The following is a 21,335-nucleotide window of genomic DNA, read 5'->3' as shown; positions in this document are numbered from 1 at the left end:
CTCGACGGCGAGTGGGACCACGGCACCGCCGACGACCTGACCGAGGCGCACCCGTCTTACGTCACGCCCATGTGCGCCTGACGCGGACGACGGCCACGACGGCCACCGTACGGCCCCCGTGAGGGCTGCTTCCTGCGCTGCGGCGAAAACTGCGGCGGGACCGGGTTAATGAATGACGTCACTCGATGACGCGCCGGCCCGGCGGACCGCCAGGAGCGCCGCGCCGATGTTCGCCACTGCTCGCGGATCGGACAGGGAGCGGTCCGCCAGCTCCTCGACGCGGCGCAGCCGGTAGCGGACGGTGTTGGGGTGGACGAAGAGACTCCGCGCCGCGTCCGTGGCGGAGCCGGCGGCGGCGTACCAGTGTTCCAGGGTCTCCAGGAGACGGGCACGCTCCGCGGCCGGGAGATCGAGCAGGGGCTGGAGGACCACCTCCACCAGGTGCGCCGCCTCGGCCGGGGCCGCGGCAACGACCATCGCCAGCGGGTTGTCGTCGAACCGCGCGACGCCGGGGCCGGTGCCCTGGAGGCCGGCCAGAGCCAGACGGGCGAAGCGCAGAGCCTGGGGGGTGTCCCGCAGCGAGTGAAAGCACGGGCTGATGCCTACGCGGGCGCCCGCGCGGCGCAGGATGCGCAGGCAGGTGCTCTCCGCCGTCGCCGTGAGCAGGGCGGCCAGACCGATCTGCTGGTCGGGCAGCAGCCGCCAGGCGAAGTGGACCTGGGCCTGACGCAGCGCCGCTTCCGTCCCCGCCAGCGGCTCCTCGCCGGGAGCGTCGGCGCCCGCCGCGGCGACCACGTAGGGTCCGCGATCGGGCAGACCCAGCTCGCGGGCGGCCTCCCACAGCGTGCGGTCGGCGATGACGCCGGTGAACAGCGCCTCCACCAGTGCCGAGCGCCGCGCCTGACGCCGCGAGGTCAGCTCGGCGGTCGTCTCCCGGTAGGCCGCTGCCACCGCCTCCGCGTAGCGGCCGAACAGGGCCCAGTGCTCCGCCGACTGGGACACCAGCTGGGCATCGGAGACCTCGGGATGCGTGCGTGCCTCGGCGAGGAACTCCGTCCACAGGAGCTCGAAGGCGATCCGGTACGCGTGCAGGGTGTCCGCCAGCGGCACACCCTGCTCGGCGCGGAGACGGCCGGTCTCCCGGGCCGGGCTCGGGTCCTGCGCACCCGCACGGCCGAGCTGGTTCAGGAGCAGGTCCGCGTTGGCGGTGCACGACTGGCGCAGCGAGTCGAAGGGGATCAGCGACTCGTCCTTGTAAGCATCGACGTCCGAGCGGATGCGCTGCGCCATCCGCTCGCCCAGTTCCGGCAGCCTCACATAAAGCGCCGCGACCACCGCTGAGAGGCTCATTCCCGCAGCTTAGCGCCCCTGTTTTGTACTCGGGAACAATCCGGGAGGCCAGACGCTGTCAGACCGCATATAGGCCGTCGCCACGGACATCTGCACGATTGCGTCCACGTGAACAGCGGATTTCGACGGCGACGTTCGTGGAGGCGGTCATGGCCAATCTGGCGGAGTTCCTGGTGGAGACGGCACGGCGGCAGCCGGAACGCGCCGCGCTGCGACTGGGGGGCCAGGTCACCAGCTACGCGGAGCTCGACGAGCTCAGCGCCCGCGCCGCCGCGCTGCTTCGGGCCGAGGGTGTAGGGCCGGGAGACCGGGTCGCTCTGATGCTGCCCAACGTTCCCGAGTTCGTCGTCTTGTACTACGGCGTGTTGCGCGCCGGAGCGGTCGTCGTGCCGATGAACCCGCTGCTGAAGACCCGGGAGACCGAGTACCACCTGCGCGACTCCGGGGCGAGGCTGCTGTTCGAGTGGCATCAGGCGCCGGGCGAGGGCGGGCAGGGCGCGGCCGTCGCCGGGGTGCGGCACATGGCCGTCGAGCCCGCCGCCTTCGCGGGACTGCTGGCCGGTCACGAGCCGCTGCCGGAGGTGAGTGAGCCGGACGGCGAGGACGTGGCCGTGCTGCTGTACACCTCCAGCACCACCGGCCGCCCCAAGGGCGCCACACTCACCCACGCCGGGCTGCGGCACAACACCGAGGTCAACGCGGTCCATGTCCAGCGGATGACGGCGGAGGACGTGGTCGTGGGCTGTCTGCCGCTGTTCCACATCTTCGGCCAGATCTGCACGATGAGCGTGACCGTCCGTGCCGGTGCCTCGCTCACCCTGATCCCCCGCTTCGACCCGCAAACCGTGCTGGACGCCATCGCCCGTGACCGGGCGACGATCTTCGAGGGCGTGCCGACCATGTACGCGGCGCTGCTCCAGCACCCGTCGGAGGCGGACGTGTCCACACTGCGGATGTGCGTCTCCGGCGGAGCCTCGCTGCCGGTGGAGATCCTGCACGGCTTCGAGCGTCGCTTCGGCTGCGTGGTGCTGGAGGGCTTCGGGATGTCCGAGACCAGTCCGGTGGTCACCTTCAATCACCCCGACCGGCCGCGCAAGGCCGGGTCCATCGGCACCCCGATCAGGGACGTGGAAGTGCGGCTCATCGACGACAAGGGCCAGGACGTGGCTCCCGGCGAGATCGGCGAACTGGCCGTCCGCGGGCCGAACGTGATGAAGGGGTACTGGAACCGCCCGGAGGAGACGGCGGCCGCCATTCCGGACGGCTGGCTGCGCAGCGGCGACATCGCGCGCCAGGACGAGGACGGCTACCTGTACATCGTCGACCGCAAGAAGGACATGATCATCCGCGGCGGCTACAACGTCTACCCGCGCGAGATCGAGGAGGTGCTCCACGAGCATCCGGCCGTTGCGCTGGCCGCGGTGGTGGGCGTGGCCGACGCGCATCTGGGCGAGGAGATCGCGGCCGCGGTGGTGCTGCGCCCGGGCGCGCTGGCCACGCCCGACGAGCTCCAGCAGTTCGTCAAGGAGCGCGTGGCGGCGTACAAGTACCCGCGCGAGGTGTGGCTCATGGACACGCTGCCGACCGGCCCCAGCGGCAAGATTCTCAAAAGGGAGATCAGCGCGCCGGCGGGGTGAGGTCGATGTGGTTGAGTCCGCCGGGTGACGCGTAGCAACGCCGACGCGTCACCCGGGTTCTCGACGGCTCTTCGGCCGACGGCGGCACCGTGACGCGGTGATCACGACATCACACAGTCCCTGGCAGCACCCGCTCAACCAACGCCGGACGTCAGCGGCGTCCCCCGCCGTATCCCTCACCGCCGCATTCATGCATCGCCTCAACCAACTGGTCCGGGGCTACGTGGTCGCCATGCTCCCGGACCGGCACTGGTACGGGCGGAGTTGGAGCGTCGGCTCGAGTGGAATGCCTGCCACGGTGCGGCAGTCGAACGCCCAGACACTGTGCGAACCGAGTTCACCGGGGAAGATTGTCGATGACACGCCAAAAGAGACGCACGTCACACTTCCCTGCCTGTCACAGTTAGCCGGCTCAGCTGGTCAGTAGGGAGGTATCCGCAATACGGCGAGGAGATCACATCATGGATTCGCGTCTCAACTATTTCGGCAACTCTCTTGCGGCCAAGGTGCTGAAGCACGTCAACTCGGCCAACAAGGTGGTGTCGGATTCAACGCTGCCGGCCGCGACACAGGAACTGGTGAAGATCCGCGCCAGCCAGATCAACGGCTGCGGCTTCTGCACCGACATGCACACCAAGGACGCCACCCACGCGGGAGAAACCCAGCAGCGCCTCAACCTGGTCGCGGCATGGCGGGAGGCCACGGTCTTCACCGACGCCGAACGCGCCGCGCTGGAGGTGACAGAGCAGGGCACCCGCCTCGCCGACGCAGCCGGTGGCGTCACGGATGAGGCCTGGGCGAACGCCGCCAAGCACTTTGACGAGGACCAGCTCGTCGCGCTCATCTCGCTCATCGCCGTCATCAACACCTACAACCGCATCAACGTCATCAACCAGCAGCCCGCCGGGGACTACCAGCCCGGCCAGTTCGGCTGAGATACCCGGCACAACCGGACACCTTACGGTCCGTCTCCACGTCGCCCCGACCTACGGCGAGGAGACGGACTCCCGGCTGTAGGCCGGTTCCGCTGAAACGGACAGCTGCACTCCGTCAAGGCGCAGTCTCGGGCGACAGTTCTCACTGGGCATCCGGGTGCGGGAAGGTCCCGAGCGCGGGACGCTGGTCTGACGCCGGCCCAGTCGGATCGTCTCCCAGAACATGCTGCGTCACCCGGCCTATGCCGGGGTCCATGTCGGTGGCCGCAGCCGAACCGATCCCCGGCGGCGCCGGCCGGGACGCCCGTTCACCGGTCGGCGCCGCACCCCGCGCGAGGACTGGCTGGTCTACCTGCCCGGCGTCCTGCCCGCTTATATCAGCGGATCACAGGCAACAACCGCTCCTGTTGGGAGCAATGCGAGTGCGGCGAACCACACCCCCGCAGAGGGGCGCAGGAAGAGTCGACGCCGTCGTCGCAGCGCGCCCGGCACCCGGGATCCGGTCCAACGGGGGGATTTTCTGTCGTTCACACGACGAACCGGGTCTGCGCGTCCGTCCGCGCATTGCCGTCCTGGTAGTGGATCAGGTCACCACCTGGCTCCCAGAACGTCTCTCCAGCCTCGATCACACGTTCCGGCTCGCCCTCGAGCTCGAAACGAACCGCACCTTCGATGACATACCCGAACGCCGGCCCCGAGTGGCGGTGCGGAGGGGTCCCAGGGTCTCCAGGCGGCCACTCGACGACGATGGTCATCGCCGAGGCGCCCTCCGGGATGAAGGGCGGCTTGGCGTCCTGCAGCATCATTGCTGCTGTCTTCCACGCTTCGGACCGTGGCTGCTCGTTGGCCCCGCCCACTGAGTCCTTGTCCGACACTGTCCTGCACCTCCATAGGTCCACCGTGTCATGGGGTCGGCACACCGCCCGGCGGAAGCTGCGTTCGGGCATCCAGGGCCCACAACCGTTTCATGGTGATGACCGAGTGCGCTGTGGATCCGTGACAGGTGTGGCGGGCCGCCTCAGCCCCTCATGAAGACTCGCTCGGCGCGCAGGCTGGTTGGCGCAGCTCCGTGCGACAGCCAGCCTGCGCTCCCGACATGCGTCGAGGCACATCAGCTGCTTCGTCGAACAGTGTCACAACAATGGCTCGAATGCTGTCGTAGGTAGCGGGTGGCTGACTTCGCCGTCACGAACACACCAACGGGGTCGCTGACCCCCTGAAGGGAAGGGCCCCAGATGAGAGTCGTCGTCGTAGGTGCCACCGGGCTGATCGGCTCCAGGACGGTTGCCAGGCTCCGGGACCACGGTGTGGAGATTGCGCCTGTATCACGCGGTGAGGGCGTTGATGTCATCACCGGGGTTGGTCTCGCCGAGGCCCTGCGCGGCGCCGACGTGGTGGTGGACGTCACCGATGCGCCCTCACGTGCGGAAGAGACCAGTCTGCAGTTCTTCGACACCGCTACAACCAACCTCCTGGGGGCCGCGGTTTCAGCAGGTGCCGAGCATTACGTGATCCTCTCCGTCGTGGGGGCCGAGCGCCTTCAGTCGGGCTACTTCCGTGCGAAGCTGCTGCAGGAAGACCGCGTACGGCGCTCGCTGATTCCCCACTCGATCGTGCGTGCCACGCCGTTCTTCGAATCCGTCGAGTCCATGGCGCGCATGAGCACGTGTGGAGACGGCGTGCACGCTGCGCCCGTCCTGATGCGTCCTGTGTCGACGGACGATGTCGCCGCTGCGGTTGCTCATGTCGCCGTGGGAGTACCGCTGTTCGGTACTGTCGAGGTCGCCGGGCCAGAGGAGTATCGTCTCGACGATCTCACCGCAATGCTGCTGGCTGCCAAGGGCGGCGTACGAGACGTCGTCACCGATGCGCACGCCCAGTTCTTCGGCGCGGAGACACGGGAGCGAACGCTTCTCCCTGAGACTCCCGCCCACGTGGGTCACAGGACATTCGCCCAGTGGCTCGCCCGGCGGTGACACCACCGTGTGGTCCGCGGCATCGCCACGCGTACCTCGTGCCGACTGACACCGGAAGCACGTCCGTGTCTGCCCTCGTCGTTCTCCCCTCCCCCACACCTTGACAGGAAGGCTGCCATGAGTGATCCGGCCCGGCCCGCAGAGTCCCCTGCGACGAGCGAGCTCGACCAGCTGCCCGACCGTGACGCCGAAGAGACTGCGGAATGGCAGGCGTCACTCGACGCTGTCATGAAGAACGCCGGGCCCGATCGGGCGGTTTACCTGCTGCGTCGTGTGCACGAGTACGCGACCAGATCCGGAATAGCCCTGCCTCGACTTCTTTCCTCGGACTACATCAATACGATCCCGGCGTCATCCCAGCCGGTCTTTCCCGGCGACATCGCCATGGAGTCCCGAATCACCGCTCTGAACAGGTGGAATGCGGCAGCGATGGTGACCCGCGGCTCCCACCTGGGTCTCGGCGGGCATATCGCCACCTACGCTTCGGCGGCATGGCTCTATGAGATCGGGTTCAATCACTTCTTCAAAGGGAAGGACGTGGACGGTTCCGGTGATCAGTTGTACCTGCAGGGGCATGCATCGCCGGGCATCTACGCCCGCGTGTTCCTGGAAGGGCGCCTGCACGAGGACCAGTTGAACGGTTTCCGGCGTGAGGCCGACGGCCACGGACTGCCGTCCTACCCCCACCCGAGACGTCTGCCGTGGCTCTGGGAGTTCCCGACCGTTTCCATGGGACTTGGCCCTCTCGCCGCCGTCTACCAGGCCAGATTCAACCGCTATCTGCACGACCGGGGCATCAAGGACACCTCCAGGTCACGTGTATGGGCCTTCCTCGGGGACGGAGAAATGGACGAGCCCGAGTCGACGGCCGCGCTGGCGCTCGCCGCCCGTGAGGGTCTCGACAACCTCACCTTCGTCGTCAACTGCAACCTGCAGAGCCTGGACGGTCCAGTACGGTCGAATTCCAAGATTGTTCAGGAACTTGAGGCCCGGTTCCGCGGAGCGGGCTGGCACGTGGTGAAGTCTCTTTGGGGCGAGGCCTGGGACCCCGTGCTGCAGCAGGACACCAGCGGCGCCCTCGTCCGCCGCCTCGGTGAGGTGCCCGATGCCCAGTTGCAGACGTACGCCGCGCGGGACGCCGCCTACATACGCAAACACTTCTTCACCGGCGATGCGCTTTCCGGCATCGCCGCGGGGCTGGGCGACTCCCAGCTCACCGATCTGTTCGAAAACTCGCGCGGCGGGCACGAACCTCTCAAGGTCTACGCCGCCTACCGGGCTGCGGTCGAGCACCGGGGTGGGCCGACCGTCGTCCTCGCCCAGACAGTAAAGGGACACACGCTGGGGCCGGATTTCGAGTCGCGCAACGCCAACCATCAGATGAAGAAACTGACCATGGCGCAGTTCCGTCAGATGCGCGACGGGTTGGAGCTTCCCATCCCGGACAGCGCACTGAGCGGGGACCAGGTGCCGTTCTGGCACCCTGGTGAGGATTCGCCGGAGGTGCAGTACCTGCGGGACCGGCGCACCGCTCTGGGAGGCCCCGCCCCGGTACGCAAGGTTGCTGCCAAGCCGCTGGATCAGTCGCCGTCCCGCCCCTTCGAAACCCTGGAGAAGGGCTTCGGCAAACAAGAGGTGGCCACCACCACGGCGCTCGTCCGCCTGGTCAAGGACCTGATGCGCGACAAGGAGACAGGGCAACGCTGGGTGCCGATCATCCCCGACGAAGCCCGAACGTTCGGCATGGAGTCCCTCTTCCCGACGGCCGGAATCTACTCACCGAACGGCCAGGACTATGATCCGGTCGACGCGGATCAACTCCTCTACTACCGGGAAGCCAAGAACGGCCAGCTCATCGACGAAGGCATCACCGAGGCTGGTTCCATGGCCGAGTTCACCGCTGCGGCCACCTCGTACGCCACCCATGGCGAACCCATGATCCCCTTCTACATCTTCTACGCCATGTTCGGGTTCCAGCGAACCGGTGACCAGTTCTGGGCGCTCGCCGACCAGTTGGGGCGCGGGTTCGTCGTCGGGGCAACGGCCGGCCGTACGACGATGACCGGCGAAGGTCTGCAGCACGCCGACGGGCATTCTCACCTGCTGGCATCCACCAATCCGGCAGCGGTGAGCTACGACCCGGCCTTCGCGTACGTGATCGCGGTGATCGTCAGGGAAGGGCTGAGGCGGATGTACGGTGAGCAGCCCGAGGACGTCTTCTACTACCTGACGGTGTACAACGAGCCGAAGCAGCAGCCGCCCATGCCTCCCGGGCCATCGATAGAAGAGGGAATTCGTCGGGGTATATACCGGTTCAGGCAGGCTGAGTACAACGACGCCGGGCCGCGTATCCAGTTGCTGTCTTCAGGCACTGCGATCCACTGGGCGTTGGAGGCGCAAGATCTCCTCAAGTCCCAGTGGGGCGTTCACGCTGACGTCTGGTCAGTGACATCCTGGACGGAACTGCGCCGCGATGCATTGAGCGCCGACCGTGCGCGGCTACGCGGTGAGGAGCGCGTCCCGTACGTGACCCGCGCACTTTCGGGTGCACGAGGGCCGGTCCTGGCTGTGAGCGACTGGATGCGGCAGGTACCCGACCAGATCAGCCAATGGGTCGAGCAGGACTACTCGTCCCTGGGGACGGACGGCTTCGGTCTGTCGGACACCCGGGAAGCGGTGCGCCGCTTTTTCCGCGTGGACGCCGAATCGATCGTGGTGGCGGCCCTGGACCAACTGGCCCGGGCCGGAGAAGTCGCCCCGGAGGCGGTCCTGCAGGCCCGCGACCGCTACGGCTGGCAAGGGTGACCCGAACCTACAGCGTGCTGGAACTGAACCTGCGCACTGCAGGCCATGAGAAAGAAGAAGGGTGCCACGGCGCCCTGCAGATTCGTGAGGAGCAACCGAGATCATAGCGGTTTCCGTAACCCTGCCGGCCCTCGGCGAGAGTGTCACTGAGGGCACTGTCACGCATTGGCTGAAACAGGCCGGCGACACGGTCCAAGCCGACGAACCCCTGCTCGAAGTCTCCACCGACAAGGTCGACACCAAGATCCCCTCCCCCGCCACGGCGTACTGCTGGAGATCACCATCGCTGAGGATGAGACGACCGAGGTCGGCGCCAAGCTCGCCGCCATCGGCGCGCCGGCTGCTGCTCCGACGACACCTGGTCCTGTCGACCCAACCCCTGTGTACGAGGCTCCTGCACCCGCACCGCAGGCCCCGCCACTCCTGCTCCCGTGCCTGCGCGTCAGCCCGTTGAACCCCCGCCCGTGGCGGCACCCGCCGCTCTCGCCCCCGTGCCTGCGCCTCAGGCCGTAGCGGCCCCCCGCTGCCCCTGCCTCCAGCGGCGACAGGGCGGGAGACGTGTATGTGACCCCGCTGGTACGGAAACTTGCGGCAGGGAACGGCGTTGACCTTTCCTCACGGGTTCCCGCGGTGCCCTGTTCGACACGGTCATCGTGCCGCCACACCAGGTCGCCATCCTGGGCATCGGTGCCACGGTCAAGCGCCCCGCGGTCGCCGAAGCTGACGGAGACACGGTCATCGGCATTCACAACATGGTCTACCTGTCGCTGTCATACGATCACCGCCTGGTGGATGGAGCGGACGCCGCCCGTTACCTGACTGCGGTCAAGGCAATCCTGGAAACCGCCGCGTTCACCAACGACCTGTTCCCCGGCACAGGTTCATGAGGGTATTGGTGCGGTGAACCTGCGCCGCACCAGCCATCAGCCAGAGCGAAGGACCCTGTTTGCCGGCCTCGGTTCCGTTTTCGGCGCCGAGGCCGACGGCCTCGAGGTCACTTGTGTGACACAGGGCACCGTTCATGGAGCGCCGACGGTGCTCGTGTTCCCTCGGATTTCAGACACTTGTTCCTCAGACGGTGGTAGGAGCACCATTCATGCTTCGCGCCCCCGAGGGGATCTCAGCGGACTCCGACCCAGATGGAGGACGGTCACGTCATCTGCCAGCCCTCCGAAGGGAGCAGCCATGGACGCGGCGTCCGCAACCAAAGCGCCGAGAATCGATGAATTCCTGGGACGGCAAGTGCGAGTACTGCGTCGCCAGCCGGAGGAGGCCCTCCTCGCCGAGCCGTGTGGTGGAGTCAGTCCTTGCGCCAGTCGGCGATAGCACGTGCCGAACAGCGGCAGGCTCTCGCTCGTCTTCCGATATCAAGAGCAGGCTGAGGTCACGGCAAGGGAAGAATCCGTCCAAATCCACGACCCCCTCGAAACCAAATCCGTGCGGATTGCGGTCACGTACACCTGACGGTGAAAATACGCTGGCCATATCAAGGCTTTCGTGCAGCGAATAGGCACTGTCCGGCACATTTCAGCAAGGCCTCAAGCCAGCCCTTATAGGCACCCGAGAAAGAGTCTGAGTCACGGAAAACCGTTCCCGCCCATTAAGCACTCGGCCGCGGGAGGCGCATCCACACGCCGGCGGCCCCGAGCGCGCTTCACCGTTCGAGCTCGGTGCCATACCCCGCCCTCAATTCCTGTTCCGCCCGCCCTCCGTGGTTCGTACATCAGACAGGAGAGGCACCGGATGTGTGACACGAGGGAAGCATGGTATGCCTGGAGTGGCAGGATTTCTGCGGGTTCTGCGCGCCGCCTCAACCGGCCGCTCGCTTTCTTCCTCGGACTGGACCGGGCTCGGACCACCAGGTTGGGGTCGCTGTGTGAGCCACCCAGGGGCGCGGGCGCACGCTGCCGTAGCCGCTTGTAGCATGGTGACGTCGGGGGCCGGAAGGGATAACCATGCACGCTGGGGATGACGCCGACTCCCTTGACCAGGCGACGAGGGATTTCCTCGCAGCGCGCCCGCAGCTCTTCGGTATCGCGTACCGCATGCTGGGCAGCTCTGTGGAAGCCGAGGACATCCTTCAGGAAACGTGGCTGCGGTGGCAGAACGCCGACCGCACGAACATCGTTGAGCCGACAGCCTTCCTGACCACCGTCACCGCGCGTCTGGCAATTAACTTTGCCCAGTCCGCCAGGGTGCGGCGGGAGTCGTACACCGGCCCGTGGCTTCCCGAGCCGGTTGATACCAGTCTGGACCCGCACCTGGGGGCGGAACGGGCTGAGGCACTCGAACTGGCGGTTCTCGTCCTCCTCGAGAAGCTGAACCCGGTGGAACGGGCCGCCTATGTCCTGAGGGAAGCCTTTGACTACCCCTACAAGCAGGTCGCAGACATCCTGGATACGAGTGAGGCCAATACCCGCCAGCTGGTGAGCCGTGCGCGCAAGCACCTGGCCGCCGAGCGCAGGGAGCAGGTCAGCCCGGCTGATCACCGGCGCCTGCTGGAAGTGTTCCTCACCGCAGCACAGACGGGCAATCTCACGGTGCTCGAGGATGTTCTCGCTGCGGACGTCGTCAGCTACTCCGACGGCGGAGGGGCGGTGCGCGCAACGAAGATACCGGTCGTCGGACGCCCGCACGTCTCCAAGTATCTTGTTGCCTTCGCGCCGCGTTTCTGGACCGGCACGGACAGTCGGTGGGTCGAGGCCAATGGCCAGCCGGCCGTTCTTGTCTCGTACGGCGGGAACCCCCTGGCCTTGCTGTCCATCGATGTGTCGGCGGAAGGGATCGACCAGCTCATGTGGGTGATGAATCCGGCCAAGCTATCGCCATATGTGGCGTCACTGGGCGGCTGAACACCGCTCACGGTCAGCGGGGCCTGCGGCCCATGGGCAGAACAGCATGCTTGGCGGCAGGTCTCGCTGTTCTACGGCACAGCGCCCCGCTCCCTCAGGTGCGCCCGGGCTTGGCGTCCGACGCTCCGTTGTCGCCCGCAGCAAGAACGCTTCCCTTTCCCGCTTCGTCGATGAGCGCGTGACGGCACGCCATCTCCTGCTTGACCGAAGGCACAAGGCCCTGGCCCTGGCCCTGGCCCTGGCCCTGGCCCTGGCCCTGGATGAAGCCCCGTATGTGTCACAAGGGGCGTGACTTGTCGGTCACTTAGTCGTCCGTAACCCCAGGTTCTCCATGACTTGAAGGACAGATGACGTGACGATTGTCATGACCGGCACAGTGAGCCCTACCCGCGGATGGGTGTATCGCCCTGCCGGCCGACAGATGATTCCTGCAGGGGCAGGCCTCGCCCCTTCCACCGTCTTGCGCGCTCCCTGCGTGCTGTCGGGCCAGGTCGCGTACTGCAACAACGCCGGAGTCATGCTGTGACCGAGCCGAACCAGTTGCCCAATCTGTCCACTGACAAGGACTTCGATGGGGCGTCCTTCTCCGCCATCTACACGACGACTGTGACCGTCAGCGGCGGCATAGCCGGGCACGGGCGGGCCTCGGGGAGAGCTCGGTCAGCCGACGGGGTCCTGGACCTCAGCCTGCGCATGCCTGCCGAGCTCGGTGGGGACGGCCGGGGAACCAACCCCGAGCAGTTGTTCGGCGCCGCATTCGCAGCCTGCTTCCACGGGGCCCTGAGCCTGGCGGCACGACAAGCGGCCCTCGACCCTGCCGCGATCTCTGTGGAGGCGACCGTAGCACTCGGGCGGGACCCGGGAGACGGCGGCTACTTGCTGCACGTCGATCTGTCGGTCAAGTGGCCGGGCGTCGCTCCGGAGATCGCCGCTCCGCTTCTGGAGAAGGCCGACTCACTGTGCCCCTACACGAAGATGGCCCTGCAGGGAACGCCGACAACCATCACGTTGGCTCCCTGAAATCGAGGCGGCGGTGCCCCAGAGGCCAGGAGCAGGCCGAGGGTGTCGACGCGAGGTGGCTCTTGCGGCCTGCGATTTTCTTACCCGCGTCGACGCCCTGGTCCGCGGCGGGCACGTTCGCGTAGGTTTTGATGCTCTGGGCGTCCAGCACGCAGGCGCTCGGCTCGGTGTCCCGGCCTTCGGCCTCATGTACCAACTGGCGTAGGAGGTCGTTGAGTTGGTCGAAGATGTCGTCCTTCTGCCATGCGGCGAGTGAAGTAGGGCGCCGACGAGGTGCCCGTGGTTCGGGTCCTTTCTCTTGCGCACCCCTAGCAGGGTGTAACTCTTGTGGAACCGCCGCCCGATCACGGTCTTGATCCTCGTCAGCGTCCATCGCTGATCCGGCCAGCCGTGTGCGACCGACCCCTTGGCCGACTCGGCTTCCGTACCGAGAACACCGGCTCCACAGCGTGTGCACGGAGCACCTGCGATGCATGGCCACGGCGCGTTTCATGTCGTCCGTCCCGATGTGGATGCCTCGGGATTCCTCGCGCATGGCTCTCTGTTCCGCAGCCGTGGGCATGAGACGTCCTGCGCGTTCGGTCTGACTTGCTCAGCAGTGGTTTTCGGGCTCGGTCTGTCTATAGGAACAGGCAGCGCTGCACTGTGTGACGGCCTCTGTGTCACATCAGAGATATCCTTCCTGTCTCAACAGGAAAGGGAAGAGTCACAACATCCCGACAAAACCGCTTGGTGATCACAGGCCAGACAGCAGTGTGGCTTGCCTGAAAGGAAGATGATGATGGCACGCATCGTGTCAGTAGGCGAAGGCGAAGGCCAGCGTCTCGCCCGTTCCATTGCGGTCGGTCCTCATACATTGACTGCGGACCAACCCCAGCCCATCAGCACCGATACGGGTCCCACCCCCGGAGAACTGCTCCTGGCCGCGCTGGGGTCGTGTACCTCCATGGCCGTCCGGGCATATGCGGACCGGCACGCTTGGCCGCTCGACCAAGTCGATGTGGCTGTGCGGTTCGATCCGCAAGGACAGATCATCAAGAACATCCGGCTGACCGGCGATCTGGAGCCTGCCCGCATAAAGCAATTGCTGGCAGTTGCCGGACGCTGTCCTGTGCAACGTCTCCTGACCAAGGCGGCCTCGGTCATCACCGTGCCCACTGTTGTGGCGAGGCCCCATACGTCCCGCAGCCAGTCACTGCCGCAGTGACCCGGCCCTGCGCGGTTGCGGTCCCCCGTCACCCCCTGGGACGGGTGTCTTGGCAGACGGGCTCGCACGCACGGCAGTCCACGCACTCGCGGGTCAGTCTCGTGTGGTCTCCTTCGAGCACACACGGTAACCGCCTGCGGAGTCGTGACGCGGGCGAATGAACAGCCGCACTATCTCGTGCGACCAGGCCCCTGAGGGCCGCATCGGTGATTTTTCCCGTTTCTTGTGAACCCCTGTCACAAGCAGAGCCGCCATCCTGTCTCTTCTACTGCAGACCGAATTCGTTCGGTGCCGGTTGAGCAGCTCTTCGCAGGAGCGCGCCGCACCATGAAAACCTGCGAGAGGATTCAACTATGAGGGTCCTAGTGATCGGTGGAACCGGGCTGGCCGGCTCAAAGCCGGTCGGCAAGCTCAACGGGCACGAGGCAGTCGCGGCCGCGCCCAACACCGGCGTGATGCACCACGTGGCGGTGTCTGCGGTCGGCACCGAGCTCCTGCAGGAGAGCCGGCGCTCCTGCCGGGTCCTGACGCGCACATCGCCGTTACCGGGTTCGCAGACTGGCTCGCGCAGCAGTAGGTCCCGCAGGTGGCCCGTGTCGGCAGGCAGGTGCCATCCCGGCACTCCGGCCGCAGTTTCGCCCCACCGCTGAACGGACGCTGCGTTGGCCTTCCTCGCCGGGACGAGCCGTTTCATTTCATCTCTCACGGGTCCAGGCTTCGACGTATGGTGTCCAGGCCGGCAGTTTTGACACGGGCTCTCCGGAGGACGTGCATGTCACCGGCCCGGACTTCCTCGACTCAGCGACGTTCCCCCTCGGCCAGAACCGTGTCGGCTTCGAGGGCACGGCCACCCTGCAGCGCTCCGACTGGGGACTCGACTGGAACACGCCCCTGGCAACAGGCGGAGCTCTGATCAGCGGCAAGGGGAAGCTGATTCTCGACATCTCTGCTGTACAGCTGATCCAGGCAGAAACTGCCTGGACCGGGAGACGCCTGTAGGCGTCCCATCGCCGCGGTGCTTCTCACTGGGCCCGCCCCGGCCGGGCCGCCGCCCAGGCGCTGGTGGAGTTCATTGAGCGGGGCACCACCGCCGACGTGGAGCTGGAGCCGGCCACGCTGGTGATACGCGGTTCGACTGGCCCCGCCCGAGCGCGTGCGGCTCTAAGACCGCCGATGCCGGCGGTCCCCAGACTTTCTCTCCCCCCATGAAGGCGGCCGACGACAGCCCAGCGATGTCGTACCCGCCAACTGATGACGCCCAGTAAGAAACGGATCCTCCCATGAAGAAGGCCCTCCTCGCCATGCTGCCGGCAGCGGCTGTGGCATTGACCGCGTGCGGCAGTGGTACCGGATCGGACTCCGGTAGCGCCGCTGATGACGCCCGTGGCCCGATCACGATCTGGTACTCCAACAACGCGCAGGAAGTTGCGTGGGGCAAGGAGATGGTGGCGGACTGGAACGCCTCCCATCCCAAGGAGAAGGTGAGCGCGCAGGAGATCCCCGCGGGCAAGAGCTCCGAGGAGGTCATCGGTGCGGCGATCACTGCAGGTAACGCGCCGTGCCTGGTCCTGAACACCGCTCCGGCGGCCGTGCCCGGGTTCCAGAAGCAGGGCGGCCTGGTTGCGCTCGACGAGTTCCCCGACGGCAAGAAGTATCTGCAGGAGCGCGTCGGCGGCAGGCTCTCCCAGTACGCGTCGCCGGACGGCAAGTACTACCAGATGCCGTGGAAGAGCAACCCGGTGATGATCTTCTACAACAAGGAGCTGTTCAAGAAGGCCGGGCTGGACGCGGAGCACCCCAAGCTGTCCAGTTACCAGGACTTCCTGCAGACGTCGCGCAAGCTGGTCGGCAGCAAGGCCGCCAAGGCTGCGATCTGGCCGGCTCCGACGTCGGAGTTCTACCAGTCCTGGTTCGACTACTACCCGATGTTCACGGCGCAGACCGGCAGGCAGCTGGTCGAGGACGGCAAGGCCCAGTTCGCCTCGCCCGAGGGCATCAAGGCCGCCCAGTTGTGGAAGACCATGTATGCCGACGGCCTGGCGCCGAAGGAGAGTTTCAACGGCGACGCCTTCGGTGAGGGCAAGTCCGCGATGGCCACCGTGGGTCCGTGGGCGGTCTCTGTCTACGGCGACAAGGTCGAGTGGGGTGCCGTGCCGGTGCCGACTGCCGACGGTGCGGCCGGCAAGGGCACCTTCAGCGACGAGAAGTCCATCGGCATGTACGCCTCCTGCAAGAACCGCGGGACGGCCTGGGACGTCATGAAGTTCGCCACCGGCAAGGAGCAGGACGGCAAGCTGCTGGAGGCGACCGGGCAGATGCCGATGCGCACCGGCCTGACGTCCGCCTACCCGTCCTACTTCGCTTCGCACAAGGACTATGAGGTGTTCGCGCAGCAGGCCGAGCACACCATCGAGGCGCCGAACGTGCCGAACTCGGTCGAGGTATGGCAGACGTTCCGCGACGCCTACACCAAGGCCGTGATCTTCGGTAAGGGTGACCTTGCTGCCACCTTGAAGGACGCCGCCGGCAAGGTGGACAAGCTCGCGGAAGGCCAGTGAGCAGCCGCCATGTCCTCCACCACCTCTGGCACTCACCGGCTCCGGCGTGCCGCCGGGGCCGCGCGTAGGGCGCTGGGTCCCCGGCAGCCGTGGCGGTTGCGGCTCGGCGGGCACCAGCCGGTCGGGATGCTGTTCGTCTCGCCGTACCTGCTCTACCTGGCGGCGATCTTCGTGTATCCGCTCGGCTTCGCCGTGTGGATGTCCTTCCACGACTACTTTTTCGCCGCTCCCGGTGTACAGGTCGACCGGCCCTTCGTGGGGCTGGACAACTACACGACGGTGCTCACCGACCCGGACGTGTGGCGTTCCTTCGTCAACATCGCCGTCTTCCTGGTCATCAACGTGCCGCTGACGGTGGTGGCCTCACTGGTCCTGGCCAGTGCGCTGAACAAGAAGCTGCGGTTTCGGTCCTTCTTCCGGACGGCGTACTACATCCCCTACATCACGGCGAGTGTCGCGGTCGTGGGTGTGTGGCTGTTCCTGTTCAACACCAACGGTCTGGTGAACCAGGCTCTTGGGCCGCTGGCTCCGGACCCCTCGTGGCTGGTGAACTCCCATCTGGCGATGCCGGTCGTGGCGGTCTTCGTGGCCTGGAAGCAGCTGGGCTTCTTCGTGGTGCTGTATCTGACGGCGCTGCAGAACGTGCCCAACGAGCTGTATGAGTCGGCGGCCCTCGACGGTGCCGGCCGGTTCCGGACGTTCCGGTCGATCACCGTGCCCACGGTGCGCCCCGCGACGCTGCTGGTCCTGATCCTGGCCACGATCACCGGCGCCAACCTGTTCACCGAGCCCTATCTGCTCACCAGCGGCGGCGGGCCCGACGGGGCGACGACCTCGCCGGTCCTGCTGATGTACCAGCGGGGTCTCCAGCAGGGGCACCCGGATGAGGCGGCCGCCATCGGCGTGATCCTCGTGGTGCTGATCACCGCGCTCTCGCTCATCTACCGCCGCTTCTTGGAGAGGGACTGAGATGACCACCGACGTCACACCCTCATCCGCCAAAAAGCGCCGGCACGCGGCTCACGCCGCGCGATCCGCGTCCGGGCCACTCTGGTCGAAGATCGCGCTGCTCATCGGGGCGTTCGCCTTCCTCTTCCCCTTCTACTACATGATCATCGGCTCCTTGCAGAAGGAGCCCGACTCCAGCCCGGCCGGGGCGTTCCCGAACCCGGGGAATTTGAGCCTGGACAACTACGCGGCGATCAACTCGGCGATCTCGCTGGGGCGTTCGCTTATCAACTCCGGCATCTTCACCGGCGGCGTGATCGTCTGCACCACCGTGTTCGGACTCCTCGCGGGCTACGCGCTGGCGCGTCTGCAGTTCCGGGGCCGCGGCTCGACCTTCGCCCTGGTGCTCCTGGTCCAGACCGTGCCCTTCCAGCTGCTGATGATCCCGCTGTATGTGCTGATCGTCCGCGACTACGGTCTCGCCGACTCCTACCTCGGCATGATCCTGCCCTTCGCGATCAACACCACCGCCGTCTTCATCTTCCGCCAGTTCTTCCTGCAACTGCCGGCCGCGATGTTCGAGGCGGCCCGCATGGACGGCGCCGGCGAACTGCAGATCCTGTTCCGCATCGCGATACCGCTGTGCAAGCCGGCCCTGCTGTCGGTGGTGCTGCTCAGCTTCACCGGGCCGTGGAACGAGTTCCTCTGGCCGTTCCTTGTCACCAAGCAGCAGGACATGCAGCCGCTGGCCGTCTCTTTGGCCAACTACATCAGCACCGTCGCCTCCGCCGCCGCCAACCCGTTCGGCGCCATCCTCGCCGGGGCCTGCGTGCTCGCCGCACCCGCGGTCGCCCTCTACATCGTCTTCCAGAGCCGCTTCACCTCCTCCGACATCGACTCGGCAACGAAGGGCTGAACCCCTGTGTCCCACAGCACCACCACCCCCATCCCCTACCGCCTGACCCGGGTCGGCGTCGTGATGTCCCCGCTGCCCGGCCAGGCCCACGAGGTCGAGGGCGTACTCAACCCGGCCTCCGGCCGCACCCCCGACGGCAGGCTCCACCTGCTGCCGCGACTGGTCGCGCAGGGCAACGTCTCCCGCGTCGGGCTCGCCGAAGTCACCCTGGAGGACGGCGTGCCCACCGGCGTCGAGCGGCGCGGCGTGGTCCTCGCCCCGGACGCCGGCTGGGAACGCGGCAAGAACAACGCCGGCGTGGAGGACCCCCGCACCACCTGGATCGAGGACCTGGGCCGGTACGTCATGTCCTACGTGGCCTACGGGCCGCTCGGCCCCAAGCCCGCCCTCGCCGTCTCAAAGGACCTGGTCAACTGGGAGCGCCTCGGCCCGGTCCAGTTCGCCTACCAGCCCGACCTGGACACCGACCTCAACCTCTTCCCGAACAAGGACGTCGTGCACTTCCCCGAGCCCGTGCCGGGCCCGGACGGCGCGCTGTACTACGCCATGCTGCACCGCCCGATGTGGGACCTGGGCTGGTTCCGGCCCGGCGAGGGCGTGCACCTGCCCGCCAGCGTGAGCGACGAACGCCCCGGCATCTGGATCTCCTACGTGCCCGTCGACGAGGTCAAGCACGACATCCGCGCACTGACCCGGCCGCGCCACCACCGCCTGGTCGCACTCTCCGAGTACCCCTGGGAGGAGCTCAAGATCGGCGCCGGTCCGGCTCCCGTCCGGGTCGACGAGGGCTGGCTGCTCATCCACCACGGTGTCTCCGGCGCCATCGAGGACCCCTTCGCGCAGGTGCAGACCGTCAACTACGCGGCCGGCGCGATGATCCTCGACCCCGCCGACCCGGCCCGCGTCATCGCCCGCACCGCCGAACCGCTCATGGCCCCGGAAACCGCAGAAGAGCGCTCCGGCACCGTGCCCAACGTGGTCTTCCCGACCGCCATCGAGGAGATCGACGGCGTGCGCTACGTCTTCTACGGCATGGCCGACGCACACATCGGCGTGGCCCGCCTGGACCGGTCCGAGTGACTCCCGGCCCCACCGGGCACGCCGTCGCGCTGGTCGGCTGCGGTGCCTTCGGCACGTTCGTCCTGGACGCGATACGCGACATCCCCTCACTGCGGGTCGTCGCGTGCGCCGACGCCGACCGGCGACGGGCGGAGACGCTCGCCGGCCGGTACGGCGCGGCCGTCCACGCGAGCGTGGAGGACGTGGCCGCGCTCCCGGATGTCGACGTGGTCGTGCTGGCCACCCCGCCGGCCGCCCACGCGGACGCCGCGGTGGCCGCCCTGCGCGCCGGCAAGCACGTCTTCTGCGAGAAGCCCATGGCGCTCACCGTCGAGGACGCCGCGCGCGTCGCGGAGGAGGCCGACCGCGCGCCGGGCGTGTTCGTCGTCGACCACGTGCTGCGCTACAACCCGATCCTGCGGCTGCTCCAGCGGCTCGGGCAGGAGAACCTGCTGGACCCGCTGCGGCGGTTCGCCTTCGAGAACGACGCCTCGGACGAGGACCTGGGCCCAGACCACTGGTTCTGGGACCCGGCCCACAGCGGCGGCATCCACATCGAACACGGCGTGCACTTCTTCGACGCCGCCAACACCCTGACGGGCAGCAACCCCCTGCAGGTGCAGGGCACCGCGGTGCGGCGGGACGGCGGCCCGGTGGACATCGTGGTGGCCACCGCCACCCACCCCGGCGGCGCCGTGGCCACCCACACCCACTCCTTCACCCACGCCCACCGCGCCGAGCGCCAGATGATGCGGCTCGACTACGGCTTCGCCGAAGCCCGGGTCACCGGCTGGATCCCGACGCACGCGACGGTCACCGCGTGGACCGACGACGCGGGCGCGGCCGGCTGGGAGGCGCTGCCCGCACGGACCGCCGAACTGCTCGCGGTTCCCGGACTGCGCCCGCACGGCCAGGAGCACATCACAGTGTCCGTGGCACGCCACGCCGGCTCGGACCGTCCTGCCTCCGGCCGGGGGATCACGCGCAGCGTCCCGCACCGGGTCGACTGCGTCGTCGACCTGGGCGGCGAGAATTGCAAACCGCATGTGTACGCCGAGAGCGTGCGGGCGGCCATGACCGACCTCCTGCACTGCGCGGCACACGGCGGCACCCCGCAGGCCGACGCCCGCACCGGGCTGGCCGCCGTCGCGGTGGCGGAGGCGGCCACCCGGTCGGCGGAGACCGGTCGCACACTGCCCGTGACCATCCCGTCCACCTCGACCGTGGGAGAAGCCGGATGACCGCGCTCGCAACCCCGGGCCCCGGTCACCCCGTCCCGGACCCGGCAGTCACCCGGCCCGGGACGGGCAGTGCCGGCCGACCCGACAGCGCCATCCCATGGTGGCGGGACGCCGTCTCCTACGCGATCTACCCCCGCGCCTTCGCCGACAGCGACGGGGACGGCGTGGGGGACCTCCCCGGTGCCACGGCGCGGCTCGGGCATCTGCGGCATCTCGGCGTCGACGCGGTGTGGATCACTCCGTTCTCCCCCTCGCCGCTGGCGGACGGCGGCTACAACATCACCGGCCACACCGCAGTGGCGCGCGACCTCGGAAGACCGACCGACTTCAACTCTTTGGTGGAGCGGGCCCACGCCCTGGGCATCAAGGTCCTGGTGGACCTGGTCCCCAACCACACCTCCGATCAGCACCCCTGGTTTCGCGAGGCGGTCGCCGCCGAGCCGGGCTCGTCGGCCAGGGAGCGGTACGTCTTCCGGCCGGGGCGCGGCCAAGACGGCGAACTGCCAACCAGCGACTGGCAGTCCGCGTCCGGCGGCCCTGCCTGGACCAGGGTCCAGGAGCCGGACGGCTGTCCTGGTGAGTGGTACCTGCACCTGCACGCGCCGGAACAGTCGGATCTGAACTGGCGCGCCCCTGAGGTCGTCGCCGACTTCGAGCGGATCATGAATCACTGGCTGGACCGCCAACCCGCGCCCCCGGCGCGGTGCCCCCAGGCGAACGGGTCATGGTGGCCGAAGCCGGCGTCTTCGACCGCGAGCGGCTGGCACGCTGTGTCAGCCCCGGCGAGATGCAACAGCTTCGAACGTGGCGCACGCCTGCGGTGCGTGGTGC

General features: G+C 67.5%; 14 protein-coding genes and 6 pseudogenes. 15 read left to right on the top strand and 5 right to left on the bottom strand.

From position 1 onward, the window contains the following. Nucleotides 1–165 precede the first annotated feature (165 nt). Nucleotides 166–1,335, bottom strand: a complete 1,170-nt coding sequence (locus tag C4B68_RS38110) for a PucR family transcriptional regulator (protein WP_099506453.1) — start codon at nt 1,333–1,335, stop codon at nt 166–168. A 164-nt stretch (nt 1,336–1,499) separates the two neighbouring features. Here C4B68_RS38110 and C4B68_RS38105 point away from each other — a divergent pair, with 164 nt between their 5' ends. Continuing rightward, complete coding sequence (locus C4B68_RS38105) at nt 1,500–2,987, top strand: long-chain-fatty-acid--CoA ligase (RefSeq protein ID WP_099506452.1); 1,488 nt, start codon at nt 1,500–1,502, stop codon at nt 2,985–2,987. A 461-nt stretch (nt 2,988–3,448) separates the two neighbouring features. Continuing rightward, nucleotides 3,449–3,922 carry a carboxymuconolactone decarboxylase family protein gene (locus C4B68_RS38100; protein WP_099506451.1) on the top strand — a complete coding sequence of 158 codons (474 nt, stop codon included), beginning with the start codon at nt 3,449–3,451 and terminating at the stop codon, nt 3,920–3,922. A gap of 530 nt (nt 3,923–4,452) precedes the next feature. Here the strand turns inward: C4B68_RS38100 and C4B68_RS38090 are convergent. Then, nucleotides 4,453–4,728, bottom strand: a pseudogene (locus C4B68_RS38090) (cupin domain-containing protein); the annotation flags it as partial. Between the two features lie 429 nt (nt 4,729–5,157). Between C4B68_RS38090 and C4B68_RS38085 the strand changes: the two are divergent. The 3 genes and pseudogenes from C4B68_RS38085 to C4B68_RS38075 form a co-directional block, all read left to right on the top strand. Continuing rightward, nucleotides 5,158–5,898: an SDR family oxidoreductase gene (locus C4B68_RS38085; RefSeq protein WP_099506449.1), complete on the top strand. Its 741-nt coding sequence runs from the start codon at nt 5,158–5,160 to the stop codon at nt 5,896–5,898. A 117-nt stretch (nt 5,899–6,015) separates the two neighbouring features. After that, on the top strand, nt 6,016–8,703 hold the full coding sequence (gene aceE / locus C4B68_RS38080) for a pyruvate dehydrogenase (acetyl-transferring), homodimeric type (RefSeq protein ID WP_099506448.1): 2,688 nt from the start codon (nt 6,016–6,018) through the stop codon (nt 8,701–8,703). Between the two features lie 115 nt (nt 8,704–8,818). Then, nucleotides 8,819–9,590 (top strand): annotated as a pseudogene (locus C4B68_RS38075) (2-oxo acid dehydrogenase subunit E2); the annotation flags it as partial. 207 nt (nt 9,591–9,797) lie between these two features. Here C4B68_RS38075 and C4B68_RS43845 read toward each other — a convergent pair. Continuing rightward, nucleotides 9,798–10,011, bottom strand: a pseudogene (locus C4B68_RS43845) (hypothetical protein); the annotation flags it as partial. Between the two features lie 647 nt (nt 10,012–10,658). Between C4B68_RS43845 and C4B68_RS38070 the strand changes: the two are divergent. Together C4B68_RS38070 and C4B68_RS38065 are read left to right on the top strand one after the other, a co-directional pair. Next, nucleotides 10,659–11,555, top strand: coding sequence for an RNA polymerase sigma-70 factor (locus C4B68_RS38070; protein ID WP_099506447.1), 897 nt, complete (start codon nt 10,659–10,661; stop codon nt 11,553–11,555). Nucleotides 11,556–12,077: 522 nt separating this feature from the next. Then, nucleotides 12,078–12,575 carry an Ohr family peroxiredoxin gene (locus C4B68_RS38065; RefSeq protein WP_099506446.1) on the top strand — a complete coding sequence of 166 codons (498 nt, stop codon included), beginning with the start codon at nt 12,078–12,080 and terminating at the stop codon, nt 12,573–12,575. 23 nt (nt 12,576–12,598) lie between these two features. On the opposite strand, the pseudogene C4B68_RS43840 reads toward C4B68_RS38065, so the two are convergent. Together C4B68_RS43840 and C4B68_RS43835 are read right to left on the bottom strand one after the other, a co-directional pair. Continuing rightward, a pseudogene (locus C4B68_RS43840) lies at nt 12,599–12,825 on the bottom strand (IS5 family transposase); the annotation flags it as partial. Nucleotides 12,826–12,872: 47 nt separating this feature from the next. Next, nucleotides 12,873–12,998: pseudogene (locus tag C4B68_RS43835) on the bottom strand (helix-turn-helix domain-containing protein); the annotation flags it as partial. 358 nt (nt 12,999–13,356) lie between these two features. Here C4B68_RS43835 and C4B68_RS38050 point away from each other — a divergent pair. From C4B68_RS38050 to C4B68_RS43825, 8 genes and pseudogenes are all read left to right on the top strand, one after another. Further along, nucleotides 13,357–13,782 carry an OsmC family protein gene (locus tag C4B68_RS38050; protein ID WP_240634608.1) on the top strand — a complete coding sequence of 142 codons (426 nt, stop codon included), beginning with the start codon at nt 13,357–13,359 and terminating at the stop codon, nt 13,780–13,782. A 768-nt stretch (nt 13,783–14,550) separates the two neighbouring features. After that, nucleotides 14,551–14,781: a YceI family protein gene (locus C4B68_RS38040; protein ID WP_180289397.1), complete on the top strand. Its 231-nt coding sequence runs from the start codon at nt 14,551–14,553 to the stop codon at nt 14,779–14,781. Between the two features lie 281 nt (nt 14,782–15,062). Next, complete coding sequence (locus C4B68_RS38035; RefSeq protein ID WP_104880030.1) at nt 15,063–16,340, top strand: extracellular solute-binding protein; 1,278 nt, start codon at nt 15,063–15,065, stop codon at nt 16,338–16,340. A 9-nt stretch (nt 16,341–16,349) separates the two neighbouring features. Then, on the top strand, nt 16,350–17,309 hold the full coding sequence (locus tag C4B68_RS38030) for a carbohydrate ABC transporter permease (RefSeq protein WP_099506805.1): 960 nt from the start codon (nt 16,350–16,352) through the stop codon (nt 17,307–17,309). A 1-nt stretch (nt 17,310) separates the two neighbouring features. Next, entirely contained in the window at nt 17,311–18,204 is an 894-nt protein-coding gene (locus tag C4B68_RS38025; RefSeq protein ID WP_240634572.1) for a carbohydrate ABC transporter permease, read from the top strand. Between the two features lie 6 nt (nt 18,205–18,210). Next, the gene (locus C4B68_RS38020) at nt 18,211–19,284 is read left to right on the top strand and encodes a glycoside hydrolase family 130 protein (protein ID WP_104880043.1); all 1,074 of its coding nucleotides are present in this window, start codon (nt 18,211–18,213) and stop codon (nt 19,282–19,284) included. Continuing rightward, nucleotides 19,281–20,504: a Gfo/Idh/MocA family protein gene (locus C4B68_RS38015; RefSeq protein ID WP_104880042.1), complete on the top strand. Its 1,224-nt coding sequence runs from the start codon at nt 19,281–19,283 to the stop codon at nt 20,502–20,504. Before C4B68_RS38020 ends, C4B68_RS38015 begins: the two co-directional genes overlap by 4 nt. Nucleotides 20,505–20,596: 92 nt before the next feature. Further along, nucleotides 20,597–21,300: pseudogene (locus C4B68_RS43825) on the top strand (alpha-amylase family glycosyl hydrolase); the annotation flags it as partial. Nucleotides 21,301–21,335 lie beyond the last annotated feature (35 nt).

This window comes from Streptomyces dengpaensis (assembly GCF_002946835.1).
GTDB classification, from domain to species: domain Bacteria; phylum Actinomycetota; class Actinomycetes; order Streptomycetales; family Streptomycetaceae; genus Streptomyces; species Streptomyces dengpaensis.
This window is presented reverse-complemented; position numbering and strand designations above follow the sequence as displayed.

Excerpts from the sequence above, each read along its gene's own strand:
- C4B68_RS38070 (WP_099506447.1), top strand. The coding sequence starts at position 10,659 with ATGCACGCTGGGGATGACGCCGACTCCCTTGACCAGGCGACGAGGGAT.
- C4B68_RS38050 (WP_240634608.1), top strand. The coding sequence starts at position 13,357 with ATGGCACGCATCGTGTCAGTAGGCGAAGGCGAAGGCCAGCGTCTCGCC.
- C4B68_RS38100 (WP_099506451.1), top strand. The coding sequence starts at position 3,449 with ATGGATTCGCGTCTCAACTATTTCGGCAACTCTCTTGCGGCCAAGGTG.
- C4B68_RS38105 (WP_099506452.1), top strand. The coding sequence starts at position 1,500 with ATGGCCAATCTGGCGGAGTTCCTGGTGGAGACGGCACGGCGGCAGCCG.
- C4B68_RS38030 (WP_099506805.1), top strand. The coding sequence starts at position 16,350 with ATGTCCTCCACCACCTCTGGCACTCACCGGCTCCGGCGTGCCGCCGGG.
- aceE (WP_099506448.1), top strand. The coding sequence starts at position 6,016 with ATGAGTGATCCGGCCCGGCCCGCAGAGTCCCCTGCGACGAGCGAGCTC.
- C4B68_RS38085 (WP_099506449.1), top strand. The coding sequence starts at position 5,158 with ATGAGAGTCGTCGTCGTAGGTGCCACCGGGCTGATCGGCTCCAGGACG.
- C4B68_RS38035 (WP_104880030.1), top strand. The coding sequence starts at position 15,063 with ATGAAGAAGGCCCTCCTCGCCATGCTGCCGGCAGCGGCTGTGGCATTG.
- C4B68_RS38025 (WP_240634572.1), top strand. The coding sequence starts at position 17,311 with ATGACCACCGACGTCACACCCTCATCCGCCAAAAAGCGCCGGCACGCG.